Annotated in this window: 18 protein-coding genes; 11 read left to right on the forward strand and 7 right to left on the reverse strand. The window is 60.0% G+C overall.

Annotation, left to right across the window (positions count from 1 at the left end; translation table 11 throughout):
• Nucleotides 1-11: 11 nt before the first annotated feature.
• Genes ACA059_RS19610 through ACA059_RS19635 form a run of 6 tightly spaced genes read left to right on the forward strand, consistent with a single transcriptional unit; the run spans nt 12 to nt 6,072 of the window.
• Entirely contained in the window at nt 12-2,930 is a 2,919-nt protein-coding gene (locus ACA059_RS19610) for a monovalent cation/H+ antiporter subunit A (RefSeq protein ID WP_497630626.1), read from the forward strand.
• The gene (locus ACA059_RS19615) at nt 2,930-3,274 is read left to right on the forward strand and encodes a Na+/H+ antiporter subunit C (RefSeq protein ID WP_007986256.1); all 345 of its coding nucleotides are present in this window, start codon (nt 2,930-2,932) and stop codon (nt 3,272-3,274) included. The genes ACA059_RS19610 and ACA059_RS19615 overlap by 1 nt, the downstream gene beginning before the upstream one ends.
• A complete protein-coding gene (locus ACA059_RS19620; RefSeq protein ID WP_497630627.1) occupies nt 3,271-4,953 on the forward strand; it encodes a monovalent cation/H+ antiporter subunit D in 1,683 nt (560 codons plus the stop codon). The genes ACA059_RS19615 and ACA059_RS19620 overlap by 4 nt, the downstream gene beginning before the upstream one ends.
• Nucleotides 4,950-5,438 (forward strand): Na+/H+ antiporter subunit E, encoded by a 489-nt coding sequence (locus ACA059_RS19625; RefSeq protein ID WP_403139653.1) that lies wholly within the window; start codon nt 4,950-4,952, stop codon nt 5,436-5,438. Before ACA059_RS19620 ends, ACA059_RS19625 begins: the two co-directional genes overlap by 4 nt.
• Entirely contained in the window at nt 5,435-5,713 is a 279-nt protein-coding gene (locus tag ACA059_RS19630) for a K+/H+ antiporter subunit F (protein WP_008151692.1), read from the forward strand. Before ACA059_RS19625 ends, ACA059_RS19630 begins: the two co-directional genes overlap by 4 nt.
• Nucleotides 5,710-6,072, forward strand: coding sequence for a Na+/H+ antiporter subunit G (locus tag ACA059_RS19635; protein ID WP_347804738.1), 363 nt, complete (start codon nt 5,710-5,712; stop codon nt 6,070-6,072). Before ACA059_RS19630 ends, ACA059_RS19635 begins: the two co-directional genes overlap by 4 nt.
• 119 nt (nt 6,073-6,191) lie before the next feature.
• Here ACA059_RS19635 and ACA059_RS19640 read toward each other — a convergent pair whose 3' ends face one another.
• Nucleotides 6,192-6,629 carry a DUF3995 domain-containing protein gene (locus ACA059_RS19640; protein WP_497630628.1) on the reverse strand — a complete coding sequence of 146 codons (438 nt, stop codon included), beginning with the start codon at nt 6,627-6,629 and terminating at the stop codon, nt 6,192-6,194.
• A gap of 95 nt (nt 6,630-6,724) precedes the next feature.
• On the opposite strand from ACA059_RS19640, the gene ACA059_RS19645 reads away from it, so the two are divergent.
• Together ACA059_RS19645 and ACA059_RS19650 are read left to right on the forward strand one after the other, a co-directional pair.
• Nucleotides 6,725-7,111, forward strand: coding sequence for a DUF2946 domain-containing protein (locus ACA059_RS19645; RefSeq protein ID WP_129443417.1), 387 nt, complete (start codon nt 6,725-6,727; stop codon nt 7,109-7,111).
• An 89-nt stretch (nt 7,112-7,200) separates the two neighbouring features.
• A complete protein-coding gene (locus tag ACA059_RS19650) occupies nt 7,201-9,333 on the forward strand; it encodes a TonB-dependent receptor (protein WP_497630629.1) in 2,133 nt (710 codons plus the stop codon).
• 119 nt (nt 9,334-9,452) lie between these two features.
• Here ACA059_RS19650 and ACA059_RS19655 read toward each other — a convergent pair whose 3' ends face one another.
• The 3 genes from ACA059_RS19655 to ACA059_RS19665 form a co-directional block, all read right to left on the reverse strand.
• Nucleotides 9,453-10,469, reverse strand: coding sequence for an ABC transporter substrate-binding protein (locus ACA059_RS19655; protein WP_497630630.1), 1,017 nt, complete (start codon nt 10,467-10,469; stop codon nt 9,453-9,455).
• Between the two features lie 118 nt (nt 10,470-10,587).
• A complete protein-coding gene (locus ACA059_RS19660; protein WP_497630631.1) occupies nt 10,588-10,791 on the reverse strand; it encodes a hypothetical protein in 204 nt (67 codons plus the stop codon).
• The gene (locus ACA059_RS19665; RefSeq protein ID WP_054052821.1) at nt 10,791-11,261 is read right to left on the reverse strand and encodes a hypothetical protein; all 471 of its coding nucleotides are present in this window, start codon (nt 11,259-11,261) and stop codon (nt 10,791-10,793) included. The genes ACA059_RS19660 and ACA059_RS19665 overlap by 1 nt, the downstream gene beginning before the upstream one ends.
• 414 nt (nt 11,262-11,675) lie before the next feature.
• Here ACA059_RS19665 and ACA059_RS19670 point away from each other — a divergent pair, with 414 nt between their 5' ends.
• Both ACA059_RS19670 and ACA059_RS19675 read left to right on the forward strand, forming a co-directional pair.
• Nucleotides 11,676-11,924 carry a hypothetical protein gene (locus ACA059_RS19670; protein ID WP_497634699.1) on the forward strand — a complete coding sequence of 83 codons (249 nt, stop codon included), beginning with the start codon at nt 11,676-11,678 and terminating at the stop codon, nt 11,922-11,924.
• 157 nt (nt 11,925-12,081) lie between these two features.
• Nucleotides 12,082-12,312 (forward strand): hypothetical protein, encoded by a 231-nt coding sequence (locus ACA059_RS19675; protein ID WP_497630632.1) that lies wholly within the window; start codon nt 12,082-12,084, stop codon nt 12,310-12,312.
• Nucleotides 12,313-12,484: 172 nt separating this feature from the next.
• Here the strand turns inward: ACA059_RS19675 and ACA059_RS19680 are convergent, their stop codons facing one another.
• Together ACA059_RS19680 and ACA059_RS19685 are read right to left on the reverse strand one after the other, a co-directional pair.
• Nucleotides 12,485-13,063: a hypothetical protein gene (locus ACA059_RS19680; protein WP_095133450.1), complete on the reverse strand. Its 579-nt coding sequence runs from the start codon at nt 13,061-13,063 to the stop codon at nt 12,485-12,487.
• Nucleotides 13,056-13,688 carry a hypothetical protein gene (locus tag ACA059_RS19685; RefSeq protein WP_497630633.1) on the reverse strand — a complete coding sequence of 211 codons (633 nt, stop codon included), beginning with the start codon at nt 13,686-13,688 and terminating at the stop codon, nt 13,056-13,058. Before ACA059_RS19685 ends, ACA059_RS19680 begins: the two co-directional genes overlap by 8 nt.
• A 341-nt stretch (nt 13,689-14,029) precedes the next feature.
• Here ACA059_RS19685 and ACA059_RS19690 point away from each other — a divergent pair, with 341 nt between their 5' ends.
• Entirely contained in the window at nt 14,030-14,269 is a 240-nt protein-coding gene (locus ACA059_RS19690; protein WP_033057641.1) for a DUF2789 domain-containing protein, read from the forward strand.
• Nucleotides 14,270-14,471: 202 nt separating this feature from the next.
• Here ACA059_RS19690 and ACA059_RS19695 read toward each other — a convergent pair whose 3' ends face one another.
• Complete coding sequence (locus ACA059_RS19695) at nt 14,472-16,076, reverse strand: methyl-accepting chemotaxis protein (protein WP_497630634.1); 1,605 nt, start codon at nt 16,074-16,076, stop codon at nt 14,472-14,474.
• Nucleotides 16,077-16,095: the final 19 nt, after the last annotated feature.

Below are 16,095 nucleotides of genomic sequence, written 5' to 3' on the forward strand. Positions count from 1 at the left end.
ATTAGAAGCCTATGTCCCTGATAGTTCTACTGCTTCTGCCTTTTATCGGCAGCTGTCTGGCAGCCTTGCTGCCGCACAACGCGCGAAATACCGAATCTTTGTTGGCTGGCCTGGTTGCCTTGATAGGCACTGTTCAGGTCGCCCTCTTGTACCCGCAAATCGCCGATGGCGGCGTGATCCGCGAAGAGTTTTTCTGGTTGCCCAGCCTGGGCCTGAACTTCGTCCTGCGCATGGACGGTTTCGCCTGGCTATTCTCGATGCTGGTGCTGGGCATCGGCACGCTGGTTTCGTTGTACGCCCGCTACTACATGTCGCCGGACGATCCGGTGCCGCGGTTCTTCGCGTTTTTCCTGGCGTTCATGGGCGCCATGCTCGGGCTGGTGATCTCCGGCAACCTGATCCAGATCGTGTTTTTCTGGGAGCTGACCAGCGTCTTTTCATTCCTGTTGATCGGTTACTGGCACCACCGCGCCGATGCGCGACGCGGCGCTTATATGGCGCTGATGGTCACCGGCGCAGGCGGATTGTGTTTGCTGGCGGGGGTCATGCTGCTCGGCCATGTAGTCGGCAGCTATGACCTGGACAAGGTCCTGGCCGCCGGCGATCTGATTCGCGCGCACGCCCTCTACCCTATTCTGCTCCCCCTGATCCTGATCGGCGCACTGAGCAAAAGCGCACAATTCCCCTTCCACTTCTGGCTGCCCCATGCCATGGCGGCGCCAACACCGGTTTCGGCGTATCTGCACTCGGCGACCATGGTCAAGGCCGGGGTGTTTCTCCTCGCACGACTGTGGCCGTCGCTGTCCGGCAGTGAAGAATGGTTCTACATCGTCAGCGGCGCTGGCGCCTGCACCCTGTTGCTCGGCGCGTACTGCGCAATGTTCCAGAACGACCTCAAGGGTTTGCTGGCCTACTCGACCATCAGTCACCTGGGCCTGATCACTCTGCTGCTGGGCCTGAACAGTCCGCTGGCCGCTGTGGCCGCGGTGTTTCACATTCTCAACCACGCTACGTTCAAGGCTTCGCTGTTCATGGCCGCAGGGATCATCGACCACGAAAGCGGCACCCGGGACATTCGCAAGCTCAGCGGCTTGATCAAGCTGATCCCGTTCACCGCCACCCTGGCCATGGTCGCCAGCGCTTCCATGGCCGGTGTGCCGCTGCTCAACGGCTTCCTCTCCAAAGAGATGTTCTTCGCCGAAACCGTGTTCATCAATGCCACGGCCTGGATCGAGATGACGCTGCCCATCGTCGCGACCATCGCCGGTACCTTCAGCGTCGCCTACTCGCTGCGCTTTACCGTCGACGTGTTCTTCGGCCCGACCGCCACCGACTTGCCGCACACCCCACACGAGCCGCCACGCTGGATGCGCGCGCCGGTGGAGTTGTTGGTGTTCGCCTGCCTGGTCGTGGGGATTTTCCCGGCGCAAGTGGTCGGCCCGTTGCTGGCAGCTGCTGCCCTGCCGGTGGTGGGCGGCACCTTGCCTGAATACAGCCTGGCGATCTGGCACGGCTGGAACGCGCCAATGATCATGAGCCTGATCGCCATGTCCTGCGGCATCGTGCTTTATCTGCTGTTGCGCAATCAGCTCAAACACGGGCGTTTCAAGTACCCGCCGATCATTGGCCGGTTCAACGGCAAGCGCCTGTTCGAACGCAGCCTGGTGATCATGATGCGCCTGGCCCGTCGTCTCGAACGGCGGATCAGCACCAAGCGCCTGCAAACCCAATTGTTCCTGGTGGTGCTCGCGGCCGTGTTGGCCGGGTTGATCCCGATGCTCCATAGCAGCCTGAGCTGGGGCGACCGGCCGAAGATTCCGGGCTCGATCGTCTTCGTGACCCTCTGGCTGCTGGCGATTGCCTGTGCCCTCGGCGCGGCATGGCAGGCCAAGTATCACCGGCTCGCGGCCCTGACCATGGTCAGCGTCTGCGGCCTGATGACCTGCGTCACGTTTGTCTGGTTCTCGGCGCCGGACCTGGCGCTGACGCAATTGGCGGTGGAAGTGGTGACCACGGTGTTGATCCTCCTCGGTCTGCGCTGGCTACCGCGACGGATCGAAGAGGTGTCGCCGCTGCCGAGCACACTGCGCAAGGCACGCATCCGCCGTATCCGCGACTTGCTGTTGTCGACCGTGGTCGGCGGCGGCATGGCGCTGCTGGCCTACGCGATGTTGACGCGCCAGACGCCGAACTACATTTCTTCGTTCTACCTCAGCCGCGCCCTGCCCGAGGGCGGCGGCAGCAACGTGGTCAACGTGATGCTGGTGGACTTCCGCGGCTTCGACACCCTCGGTGAAATCACCGTGCTGGTGGCCGTGGCCCTGACCGTGTTCGCCCTGCTCCGACGCTTCCGACCTCCGAAAGAAAGCCTGCAATTGCCAGCCCAGCAGCGTTTGCTGGCACCGGACGTGGTCACTGATCTGGTCAACCCGCGTCATGCCAGCGACACCGCGCTCGGCTTCATGATGGTGCCGGCGGTGCTGGTTCGCCTGCTGTTGCCGATCGCCTTTGTGGTGTCGGTCTACCTGTTCATGCGCGGCCACAATCAGCCGGGCGGCGGTTTTGTCGCGGGTCTGGTGATGTCGGTGGCGTTCATCCTGCAATACATGGTCGCCGGCACCCAGTGGGTCGAAGCGCAAATGAGCCTGCGACCGCTGCGCTGGATGGGCACCGGGCTGCTGTTCGCCACGGTCACCGGGCTGGGTGCGATGGCGGTCGGGTATCCGTTCCTGACCACCCACACCTGGCATTTCGAATTGCCGGTGCTGGGCGACATTCACATCGCCAGTGCGCTGTTCTTCGACATTGGCGTGTACGCCGTGGTGGTGGGTTCGACCCTGTTGATCCTCACCGCCCTCGCTCACCAATCGGTACGGGGTCACAAAACCGCTGCCCTGCCTCGATCCGTCGCCACGCAAGGAACCGTCTGATGGAAGAAGTCATCGCAATCGCCATCGGCGTGCTCGCCGCGTCCGGGGTCTGGCTGATCCTGCGGCCACGGACGTTTCAAGTGGTGATGGGACTGTGTCTGCTGTCCTACGGCGTCAACCTGTTCATCTTCAGCATGGGCAGCCTGTTTATCGGCAAGGAGCCGATCATCAAGGACGGCGTGCCGCAGGACCTGCTGCACTACACCGACCCGCTGCCGCAAGCGCTGGTGTTGACCGCGATCGTGATCAGCTTCGCCATGACCGCGTTGTTTCTGGTGGTGCTGCTGGCTTCCCGGGGCCTGACCGGTACCGACCATGTGGATGGCCGGGAGCCTAAAGAATGAATCTGATGCCGCACCTGATCGCTGCACCGATTCTGCTGCCGCTGCTGACCGCCGCCGTGATGCTGATGCTGGGCGAGAAACACCGTCCGCTGAAGGCCAAGATCAACCTGTTTTCCAGCCTGGTGGGGTTGGGTATTGCCGTGCTGTTGCTGCAATGGACTCAGGAGACGGGTGTCCCCGGCTCCATCGGCGTGTACCTGCCGGGCAACTGGCAGGTGCCGTTCGGTATCGTGCTGGTGGTCGATCGACTGTCGGCGCTGATGCTGGTGCTGACCGGAATCATCGGCGTCAGCGCCCTGCTGTTCGCCATGGCCCGTTGGGACGGCGCCGGTTCGAGTTTCCACGCGCTGTTCCAGATCCAGATGATGGGCCTGTATGGCGCATTCCTGACGGCAGACCTGTTCAACCTGTTTGTGTTTTTTGAAGTGTTGCTGGCGGCCTCTTACGGCCTGATGCTCCACGGTTCGGGCCGGGCGCGGGTGTCGTCGGGGCTGCATTACATCTCGATCAACCTGCTGGCCTCGTCGCTGTTTCTGATTGGCGCGGCGTTGATCTACGGCGTCACCGGCACCCTGAACATGGCCGACCTGGCGCTGAAAATCCCGCTGGTGCCGGAAGCCGATCGCGGCCTGCTGCATGCCGGCGCGGGGATTCTGGCCGTGGCGTTCCTGGCCAAGGCCGGGATGTGGCCGCTGAACTTCTGGCTGGTGCCGGCGTATTCCGCGGCGAGCGCGCCGGTAGCGGCGATGTTCGCGATCATGACCAAGGTCGGCGTCTACACCTTGCTGCGTCTGTGGACCTTGCTGTTTTCCGGCCAGGCCGGCGCCTCGGCGTACTTTGGCGGCGACTGGCTGATCTACGGCGGCATGGCGACCATCGTCTGCGCTGCGGTGGCGATCCTCGCCGCACAACGACTGGAGCGCCTGGCCAGCCTGAGCATTCTGGTGTCGGCCGGGATTCTGCTGTCGGCCATCGGTTTCGCCCAGCCGAACCTGATCGGCGCGGCACTGTTCTACTTGGTCAGCTCGACCCTCGCGTTGAGCGCGTTGTTCCTGTTGGCCGAGTTGATCGAGCGTTCGCGTTCGGCCAATGAAATGCCGTTGTTCGATGACGGCGATCTGCCGCGACCGATGGAATCCTTGCAGCCGCCCAAAGGCATCAACCTCGATGACGAGCAGAAAGCCGTGGTCGGCCAGGTGATTCCCTGGACCATGGCGTTCCTCGGGTTGAGCTTCATTGCCTGCTCACTGCTGATCATCGGCATGCCGCCGCTCTCAGGATTCGTTGGCAAACTCGGCTTGCTCAGCGCTCTGCTCAATCCGTTGGGCCTGGGCAATGGCAGCGATGAGCCGATCTCAAACGCAGCGTGGGGCTTGCTGGCGTTGCTGATCCTCTCCGGGCTGGCGTCGTTGATCGCGTTCTCGCGCTTGGGCATCCAGCGCTTCTGGACACCCGAGGAGCGGCCATCGCCGTTGCTGCGACGTTTCGAATGCGTGCCGATCATTGCACTGCTGGGCTTGAGCATTGCGCTGACCTTCAAGGCCGAACCGCTGCTGCGCTATACCCAGGCGGCCGCCCAAGCCTTGAACAACCCGCAGCAATACGTGATGGCGGTGCTCGGCACCCGTGCGATTCCAAGCCCGGAAGCCAAAGCCGCAGTAGCGGAGGTCACACCATGAAGCGTCTGTTTCCTGCTCCCTGGTTGTCGCTGGCGCTGTGGTTGCTGTGGCTGGTGCTGAACCTGTCGATGAGCCCCGGCAATCTGCTGCTGGGCGCGGTGCTGGGGTTTTGCGCGCCGCTGATGATGCGCAAGCTGCGACCGCTGCCGATCCGCATTCGTCGGCCGGGCGTGATTGTGCGTTTGTTCTTTCTTGTCGGTCGCGACGTGGTGGTGTCTAACCTCGCCGTGGCCTGGGGCGTGCTCAACGCCGGTCGCCGTCCACCGCGTTCGCGCTTCATCAAGGTGCCGCTGGACTTGCGTGACGCCAATGGCCTGGCCGCGTTGTCGATGATCTGCACGGTGGTTCCCGGCACCGTATGGTCGGAACTGGCGCTGGACCGCAGCATTTTGTTGCTGCACGTCTTCGATCTGGATGACGAAGCGCTGTTCATCCAGCACTTCAAGGCGACCTACGAGCGCCCCTTGATGGAGATCTTCGAATGAGCGCCTTGCTGTCGAACGCAATCCTGTTGAGCCTGTTCATCTTTTCCTTGGCGATGATTCTGACCCTGATCCGGCTGTTCAAGGGGCCGTCGGCCCAGGACCGGGTTCTGGCGCTGGATTACCTGTACATCATCGCGATGCTGATGATGCTGGCGCTGGGTATTCGTTATGCCAGTGACACTTACTTTGAGGCGGCGCTGCTGATTGCGCTGTTCGGTTTCGTAGGCTCGTTTGCCCTGGCGAAATTCCTCCTGCGTGGCGAGGTGATCGAATGAGCGCTGAACTGTCTCTGTGGGTTGAAATTCCGGTGGCGATCCTGCTGGTGCTCAGCAGTCTGTTTGCACTGATTGGCGCCGTGGGTCTGGTGCGGATGAAGGATTACTTCCAGCGCATGCACCCGCCGGCGCTGGCATCGACCTTGGGTGCCTGGTGCGTGGCGTTGGCCTCGATCATTTACTTTTCGGCACTCAAGTCCGGGCCGGTGCTGCATGCCTGGCTGATTCCGATTCTGTTGTCGATAACGGTGCCGGTGACCACGTTGCTGCTGGCGCGGGCGGCGCTGTTTCGCAAGCGCATGGCGGGGGATGATGTGCCGGCTGAGGTGAGCAGTCGGCGTACGGAAAGCGGGAGTTAAACGCGAAAAAAGATCGCAGCCTCGTTTCACTCGACAGCTCCTACAGGGGAATGCATAACCCATGTAGGAGCTGTCGAGTGAAACGAGGCTGCGATCTTTTGATCTTGCATTACCTCAGATCAAATCCAGGCGACTGCCAACAACCCGGCCCCCAACACCACACACAACGGCGAATAAGCCCAGGTGTCGAGCCGGGCAAACTTCGAATCCTTCACCTGCTTGAAGAACCCTATCAAATTCGAATCGCCAATCGCCCTGGCGAACATCAGCATCGCAATGGCGCTGATCACCCATTGCAGCGACCAGTGATGCACCGTCGGCAGATACAGGCCGACCCGCAAGCACACCAGCATCGCAATCAGCAGCAATCCGACCGCCACCAGCAACGTGGCAAAGCCTGAAGGCTTGAAGGCCGGCCTGGGTTCCCCGCCGCCCTCTGCGGACACTCGCGGGACCGCCGCCTCGCTACCCAACTTGCCACCCGCCGCCCAATACAGGTGGATCAGGCTGATCAACAGGAAGATGGCAGCCATCCATTGCGCGATCAATAGGCTCATGTTCAGTGTTCCAGCGTGAAATGTCGCAGCAGAATGAACTTCCTTGAACGATTTTGTAAGGGTATTCGTCATCAGCGATGATAAAGTGCCGCTCCATGAAACTCGCCCGAACTGATCGCACATTGATGGCCTGGATGCTTTATTGCTGCGTCCTGTTCAACGTGTTCGCCTGCAGTATCGGTCACGGGCAAATGGTCGGGATGCAGCTCAACGGCATCGGCGGCCAGTTCTGTACCGTCGACCCGGCCAGTCAGCTGCCGGCCTCGTCGAACACCTCCGAAGACAAACTGCCGACCCTGTCCAAGGCCTTCGGCTGCCCGTTGTGCTCCACCGGCGGTATGGGCCCGGCGCTCAACTCCAGCCTGACCCTGGCGATCCTCCCGCAGCAACACAGTCCGCCCTTGGCCGTCGTCGCCAACGCTGACCTCCCTGCCCGCTTCACCTGGCCCTCGGCCAATCCTCGCGCTCCGCCTGTCGCCTGAATTTCTTCGCCTTTTCCGATCAGCCCACTTCGCCAACGCGTAGCGTTCGCCTGTGCGCTGTTTCCTAGTCAAGCATTCAGGATTCATCGATGAAACGCATTCCTTTACTGGCAAGCCTGTTCGGCTGCCTGTCTGTAAACGCCTGGGCGCAATCCACAATCGACCTCGCGCCCATCACCATTGATGGCGAAGCGGCGTCTGAGCCCGGGCTGAGTCTGGATCAGTCCAGCGGCATGGCGTCGCGGCTTGGCCTGAGCGTGCGCGAAACCCCCGCCTCGGTAGCCGTGGCCAACCGCAACGACATCGAGCGCCACGGCGCGCAGAACTTCCAGGACGCCGCCAACACCCTACCGGGCGTCAACGCCAGCGCACCGCCGGGTTTCGGCGGGTTCGTCTCCTATCGCGGTTTCACCAGCAGCCAGATCACCCAGATGTTCAACGGCATCAATGTTTCCGGCGGCCTCGCCCGGCCGGTAGATGCCTGGATCTATGATCGCGTGGAGCTGGTCGGCGGCCCGTCATCGCTGATCAACGGTGCTGGCTCGGTGGGCGGTTCGCTGAACTACGTGACCAAACTGGCCACCCGTGAAGAGCAAGCCATCGAAGGCCGGGTCAGCTACGGCAGCTACGACACCACCGAGACCGCATTCGGCCTCAACCACGCCCTGAGCGATGCCAGCGCGGACGTGCAGCACTACGCGCGGCTCGACGTCAGCCACAACACCGGCAACGGCTACATCGACCGCCAGGAGCGTGATGCGTGGAGCGTGGCGTTCTCGCTGCTCAGCGACCTGACGCCCAACCTGTCCCACACCCTGGCCCTGGAATATCAGGATGAACACGAAGACAGCCCTTACTGGGGCACGCCGGTGCTCAACCCCAAGGCCGGCGAATTGAAGATCGACAAGCACAACCGATTCAACAACTACAACGTCGAGGACGGCCGCTACGAGCAGCGCACGATTTGGGTGCGCTCGATCATCGACTACCGGATCAACGACAGCACCAGCCTGCACAACACCCTTTACCACCTCGACAGCCAGCGCGATTACCGCAACCTGGAAACCTACCAGTACAACGCCGACAACAGTGCGGTGAATCGCTCCACGGCGTATCAGGTCCGCCATCAGGGCGAGCAGAACGGCAACCAGTTCGAACTGCGTCACGACAACACGTTGTTCGGGCTGGACACGACCTGGTCCGGCGGCTTCGAGTACAAGGTCAACCAGACCACCAACTCGCCGCTGAACGTCAAAGGTGCCAGCACCGTCGACCCGAATCACTTTCAGCCGGGTCACTTCTATGACATCCCGGGCACCCGACCGGGTTTTGTCAGCGACAAGACCAACGAAGTCACCACCAAAGCCCTGTTCGCCGAGAACCGTTTGGCCGTCACCGACAAACTCGCGCTGCTGACTGGCCTACGTTACGACGACATCGACCTGGACGTGACCAACCACCGAGTCGTGACCGCCAGCAATCCCCGGCACCTCAAGCGCAGCTGGGAGCCGGTGACCGGTCGGGTCGGCCTGACTTACCAGTTCATCCCCGAAGCCAACGTCTACGTGCAATACAGCACCGCCGCCGAACAGCCCAACGGCACGCAAGACTTCGACGTGTCCACCGGCAAGCAATGGGAAGTCGGCAGTAAATTCGACTATCTGGACGGCCGCGGCTCGGCGACAGTGGCGGTTTACACGATCGAGCGAAAGGACTTCGCAGTCACCGATCCGCTGGATCCGACCGGCAGCATTCCAGTGGGTCAGCAGACGTCCAAAGGGATCGAACTGGCCAGTTCGTTGCGGATCACTGACAAGCTGTTGGCCGAAGGCAACTTCGCCTGGGTCGATGCGCAGTACGACGAATTCAACGAGAAGAATGCGGCGGGTGTCGTGGTTTCACGCAAAGGCAACACACCGACCAACGTGCCGGACCGGGTCGGCAATCTGTGGCTGACCTATGACTTCACGCCGCAATGGCAGGGCGGTGTCGATGCGCGGTATGTGGCCTCGGTGTTTGCCGACAGCGCCAACACCCTGACCGTGCCGTCGTACACGCTCTTCGGAACGTTCCTCAGCTACAAGGTCGATCAACACACCACCGTCACCGGCCGGGTGCGCAACCTGACCAATGAGGTGTATGCCGAGTTCGCGCATGTATCACCGGCGTATTACCTTGGTACGCCGCGCACCTTCGAGTTGGCGGTGCAGACCAGGTTTTAATCCTCGATCTACCGGATGTACCCGCTTCATGTAGGAGCTGGCGAAGCCTGCGATCTTTTGATCTTGTTGTTAAAAACAAAGTCAAAAGATCGCAGCCTGCGGCAGCTCCTACAGGTCGGTCACTTCAACTCGGCAGAGACTTTATCCGCTACATCCTTGGGCACCCAGGCCTGCCACACGTCCGGGTGCGCCTTCATGAACGCCTGCGCCGCCTGCCGTGGCGGGGTGTGTTTTTCGCTCATCTCGGCCAGCGCCCTGTTCAATGGATCGATTGGCAAGTCGACCTTGCTGAAGAACTCGGCAATCTGCGGATACTGTTTCTGGAATGGCGTGGACACGCCAATGGACAGCTTCGAGGGCAGTGAGCGAGTCGGTTTCGGATTCGGGTGGTCGGCGTCGGTCAGGGTTTTCCAGGCATCGGCGTCGAACGGCGGCTCTTCGAGCTGAACCAGTTTGAAGCGGCCAAGCAACGGAGTTGGTGACCAGTAATAGAACAGCACCGGTTTGCCGCGCCGAATTGAAGAACTGATTTCCGCATCCAGCGCTGCGCCGGAACCGCTGCGGAAATTCACATAGCTGTCGTCCAGCCCATACGCCTTGAGTTTCTGTTTGTTGACCACTTCCGACGTCCAGCCGATCGGGCTGTTGAGGAAGCGCCCCTTGCCCGGGGCTTCCGGATCTCTGAACACGTCCTTGTATTTCGGCAGGTCGCTGACACTGCGCAGGCCCGGCGCCAGCGGCTTGATGCCTTTCGCCGGGTCGCCCTTGATCACATACTCGGGCACCCACCAACCCTCGGTGGCGCCCTTGACCGTATCGCCGAGACTCGCGACTTTGCCTTCGGCCTCAGCCTTGACCCAGACCGGACTGCGACCGGCCCACTCTTCGCCAATGACCTGAATGTCATTGTTGGCCAGTGCGGTCTCTAGCGTGATGGTTGTCCCCGGCAAGGTGTCGGTCGGCAGCCCGTAGCCCTTCTCGACGATGATCCGCAGGATATCGGTGATCAGGCTGCCGCTTTCCCAGTTCAGATCGGCGAAGTGGATCGGCGCCTGGGCAGCGAACACCGGAACGGGTGAAGCCAACAATCCGAAAGTGGCCAGGGTAGCGGCCAGCAACCGTCGAAATCCGTTCATGCTTTTGCACCTCGTGCTGTTCACAGCAATAGCAGGATGGCCTGGCAGAAGACCGCAAAGCCTCTGAATACTCAGTCAACTGACTGTAGTAGAGGTTCCTGCTTTCGAGGGAGGTCAATCAGTTTTCGGGAGGTTCCTGCAAGCGCGCCAACGCTCTTCGTACCATGCTGGCGTATTCCGCCGGACGCAACGTATAGATCTGTGACGCCACCCAACCCAGCCATGCACCTTGCAAAACAGCCTTCTGGTCGAACAGCCGCTGGGCTTCGGCTTGCGCACTGACCTGGTTCTGTTCGTGGAAGTCGGCGCGGGTCAGGGTCATTATTCGCTGGCCTTGAAGGTGACCAGTTCCCCTTTGCGCCACTTGGCAGCCTTGGCGGTCACGGCTTTCAGGGTTTTGGTCAGGCCTTCCTGCAACTGTTGGTGAGCGGCGAACACCATCACCACGCTATGACCTTCCTTGAACACGATCCCGTGACCATCAGCGGTGGTGACGAACGCGTAATCACCCAGGCCGTAAACCGTCAGTTTGATTTCGCGGAACTTGATGTCCAGCTTGCCGCCTTCGCGACTGGGTAATACAGAGGCGCTGAAATGATCGCCGACCTTGAGTTTAAGCCCTGGTTTGTCATCAACCACCAGCGCTTCTTCGGTATCGATCTCGGCAATGTAAATGCCTTCAGCGTTCTGTTCGGTGACGTAAACGAAACGTGACTGGAACTGTTTAACCAGCTTTGCGCGCAAATCACCCAGCACGAACAAAGCATGCATATCGAGATTACTTACTGCCAAGGAAACATCCCCACATCTGAAAATGATGCTGCACGCAGGAAAGCAGCGCACAGCAGAAAAAAGCGGCAATGCCGAAGGTGTCGCAAAAAAGGCCCGGGTTGAAATCCTGAAACGAGCAGAGGGCTCATCCATCGCGAGGCTTGAGAAGACTACTGGAACAACACTCACGTCGTCTTGCCTGGCGTTCGTCAGAGGTTGAAGGAAAAAGCCCTTCCGACGGCCAGAAAAACGGGACTACCAACTTTAGGGAAAAAGCTCTTTAAAAAAAGCACTTTTCCGACATATCGCCAGCAAAAAATTGATTTAGATGAACATCGATCGCCAAACACTGACGGTGATTCTAGAGCAGCGATGCTCATCGAGACTACCCAAAACCACGTACACACGTCGGTAAAACAACGAAAAGGACTTCATATGTGCACGCTGACACATTTTGCTCACCCTCAGGCGCCCAATACGAACAGCTCGAGGACACTGCCCCCAGGGATGTTTCAATCGCATGAATACTACCCTGAAGAGCTCGCCCGGCCACGCTTTCGGGTCATTCTGGCCGGCAATGCCTTTTTTCATATCAAGGAAATTTCCACCGGCCGCGTCAGAGGTTTCCGCGGCAATCATAACGAAGCCTGCGCCCTTGCCCGCTCGCTCGAGTTACACGGTTGACGGTCACGCCACGTTCATTTCCATAGACGCTTCGTCATGCCGGCGACTTAACTCAGCCGCCGGCATGCAACTACTGCCATACTGCCCGACCAATGAAACCCGTCCCCAGGGTGGGCGGCGTTCAAAACAACAGAATATTTCAAGGGAAGGCTGCTACGTGACGGAATTTGATATCGGTGAATTTTTTATCCGGGGCGAAGCCAGAGAAGTCGAAGGCGAATTCCAGGCAGTCATTATCATGCGCGCCAAACCACCGCTGACCACCGTGACGTATCACCAGGTGGAGAAGGATCGCTGGTTCAAGACCTCGGACGTCGCCGCCATCGCTGCGCAGGAAGCCGCCAAGGAGCTGAAGCTTGCGGTCGATGAAGGTGCATTGAAAGCCTGAGATGGGGGTGGACGAGTCCGGGAACCGGCACTGAACAGCGCGATTTTCATGACCACCAGCGCGCTGCATCAGGCTAAAACCTGCCTCGCCGGCAAGGTCGGCACCTCGGCCCGGGAGATGCCTGCGGCGTGCCAACCTTGCACAGGCTGCACGCCGTCATTTCAACTACCAATCAGATCAGCTTGCGCTTGACCGCTTCATCCAGCGTGCTTTGGGTCAGGTGCTTGAGCAGCACGTCCCCTCGTTCATTGAACGGCAACCCGACAATCAGCAGGATCTGCAGCCAGGTGCGAGTGCTCTCCTGTTTGACGATTTTACCCAGCACGTTGCCTTCCTGATCCTTGAACACCGTTTCCAGCGTGAAGGTATTGCTGAACGTCGTCGGGATCACGAAAAACGTGAACCCCGTCAGCCAGGCACTGGCGATATTGCCCTGCTCGTTATTGGTCAAGGTACTCGTGACGTACAGGTTCGAGTCGACTTTGTCGGTGGTCACGTTTTTGAACTGTCCGGACTCCTTGAAGGTTTCCAGCATGTTCTTTTCCACCAGCGCCGCATTGCCCACGCCACCCGACAGTTCGCCGTTGAACTGCTGCTGAGTGGTCACGTGCAGATAAGCACTGGGCTTGTCTTGTCTGGCCTGGGCCGGTGGCCACTGGTCCACCGGTGGCAAATCATGTTGGGAGTAGGAAATGCAGCCGGTCAGGGTGCTGCTGACCAACACCAGCAAAACCAAAAGGTACTTATTCATGTGCTGCCAATTCCTTTGACGGTGTACGCAGTTGAGGGGTGGCGCCGGCCAACAATTGAGCAATCAGTTCACGCAGCTGGGTACCGCCCAGTCGGGGATTGAGGTAATCGGCGTTCCACAGGCCGACATTCTTGTCGAGCTTGACCTGCTCGACCGACCTGGCCAGTTGCTTGCCCTGACGGTCTTCGATGATCAGCTCGCCCGCGAGGTCGTATTTATCGACGTAAATCGGACCGTCGACCCAGATCCAGAGGGTCAAGGTCACCAGCGCGCCGGGAATGTAAGCCGGGTGCATCGTGCGTTTGCCTGCCAGCGAAGTCAGGTTGAACTTGAGCACCACGTCGTCCTCACCCGCCTTGGCCGGGAACACCACGATTCGCTTGAAGTAATCGCTTTTGTCGACATAGGTGCTGATCTGCTCGGTCAACTGCCGGCTGCCGGCGACACGCACCTTATCGTCCAGCTCGGGGGCGGAAATCACCACGTCGCTGATCTCGGCACTGCGATCAAGGGTGGATGGCGCGGGGCTCAAGGGCTCGCCGATGGGACCCAGCGGAGTGAAAGACACACAACCAGTCAACGACAGGCCTAGCGCGATGGCCATCAGATAAACAAGACGCTTCACTGCATACATCCTTTTCATGCGGGATCGGGGATGCGTCGGCTCGAAAGAAAATCGTGCAAGGGATGGGCAATTCAGCACTGAAAGGCGGTAAACCTGGGGAGCGAGTGTCGCCTACATCCTTGTTCGAACTCTTTGAATGGCGGCTCAGTGACGCCAAAAACGCGACGGCATCGTAATCGTTGAAACCGCGACAGGCAATAGCCTAGTGCCATCATGGTGGCGAATCCGCAGAAAGCTGCTAAACCCCTATCGAACTCTCGGCGCGCGGTTCCCTCAGATGCAATGACACAGCACTGCCGATTGCGCTCTCGATGCAACTGAGCAACCTCAAGGAGATGAACATGGATTCACCCACACATGACTTGAAAGGCTTGTTCGACCAACTCGGTCTGGACTCCAGCGAGAAGGCCATCGACGATTTCATTGCCAGCCATTCACCCCTGGCCGACGACAAGAAACTCATCGATGCCGAGTTCTGGACCCCGCAGCAAGCAGGCTTCCTGAAAGAACAATTGCGTGAAGACGCGGATTGGGCGCGGGTGGTCGACGACCTGAACCTGCGCATGCATCAGATCCACTAGCCCAAATATCTTGAGTCAACGAAAAACCTGTGACGAGGGGACTTGCCTGTGGCGAGGGGATTTATCCCCGTTGGGTCGCGAAGCGGCCCCCAGCATCCGTTCAGACATACTGAATTATCCGGACTGACGACTGCTGCGCAGCCGAACGGGGCGGTGCGACGTTTCGCTAAATCCCCTCGCCACACAAGTCAGCATCACGCGTCTAGCGAGGATTCTCGGGTTTATAGCCCAATCGCAGACCACCCCAATGCCGGCCCTTGAGCATGATCGGCACCGAGAGGTCGTGCATCAGCTCACCGGTGTCGCGGGTGTAGGTTTGCAGCAGTACGGCCTGCTGGTGACTGCCGCAGCGGATCCCGGTGCGGTCTGCGAATTTGCGTTTGGTGCGGTTCTGCAAGGTATCGACCTGCGCATCACCGGTCAGTGGTTGGCTGAAGACCTTGTTGTGGGTCGGCACATAGCCCTGCTGCGTACAGGCGATGGCGAACACCAGGCCTTCATGACGCGGCAACATGGGTTCCTGGATCGCCGGCAAGACCTGATCGGCGTAGCGATCGAAGCGGGTCTGGTATTTGGCCGGGCTGGTGTTGGGAATGGTTTGGTAATTGCGGTCAAACAGATCATCGAGGCTCACGCGACCCTCGTCGATATCCGCTTCAAAGCGCGCCGCAATCTGACTTGCGCCTTCGCGGGCCAGGTCATAAATCCGTTGGTGGTAGTCATCCAGCCCGACTTCGGCAAGGCGTTCGCTGATGGTTTCGGCCTGACCTTCCATTTGCACGGCGGCCTGGGCCAGGCGCTGGGTCTGTTGATCACTGATCGCCAGATCGCTGCGCATCTGTTCGATGGCGTGAAACAGGCTATCGAGTTGTTCGCGGTTGGTGTCGGCGCCCCTGGCGATTTCCCCGACCTGGCTTTCGACGCCGGCAGCCAGACGTGCAATGTTCTCCAAGTGCTGACCGGTGTGCTCGACCTGCTCGACACCGGTGTCGAGGTCGCTGGACAGTTGACGGATCTGCTCCACCACTTGCGCGGTGCGTTGCTGAATATCAGCGACCATTTCCCCGACTTCGCCAGTGGCCGTCGCGGTGCGCGCGGCCAGACCGCGAACCTCATCGGCCACCACCGCAAATCCGCGACCATGCTCGCCGGCCCGCGCCGCCTCGATAGCCGCGTTCAATGCCAGAAGATTGGTCTGGCTGGCGATGGACTGGATCACCAGGGTGACCCGCTGGATATCATCACTGCGCAGGCTCAGGGCTTCGATCAGTTCACGGCTGTTGCTGGCGCGCTGACTGAGTTGATGCATACGGGCGATGGACTCCATCAGCTCCGTACGTCCTGCCGCGCTGCTCTGATGAGCCTCGCTTGCCGCACTGAGCGCTTCCCGGCTGAGTGTCGAGGTGGCTTGTTCGGTCGCGATCATCACTTCGGCGTTGCTGACAATCTGCGCCGCGGCACCGAGCTGCGATTGCAGTTTGTCGGCCAGTTGCTTGACCGAAAAGGCCACACCGGCGGCAGACAACGCGTTATGACTGGTAGTGTAGGAAAGATCACGAGTCAACTCGGCAATCGCGCCGGCGCTGTCGACGGGGGTTGCCTCAGTGATGGCGCGCGAGCGCAAGCGAGGTAGCCAGATCACCAGCACGGCCAATGGCAGGACAAGGTAAAGCGACCAGCCGCCCAGCGTCATGCCGCACAACAACAGCATCAGGGCGATGCTTTGCAGAGTCGGCGTCAGCCAAAGGTTTTTCGGCAAAAGTACGGGTGCAGACACTGCTGCAACCACAGATCCGTCACGCGTCATCTTCGTCACCCCACGAATA

This window comes from Pseudomonas sp. LBUM1647 (assembly GCF_059716175.1).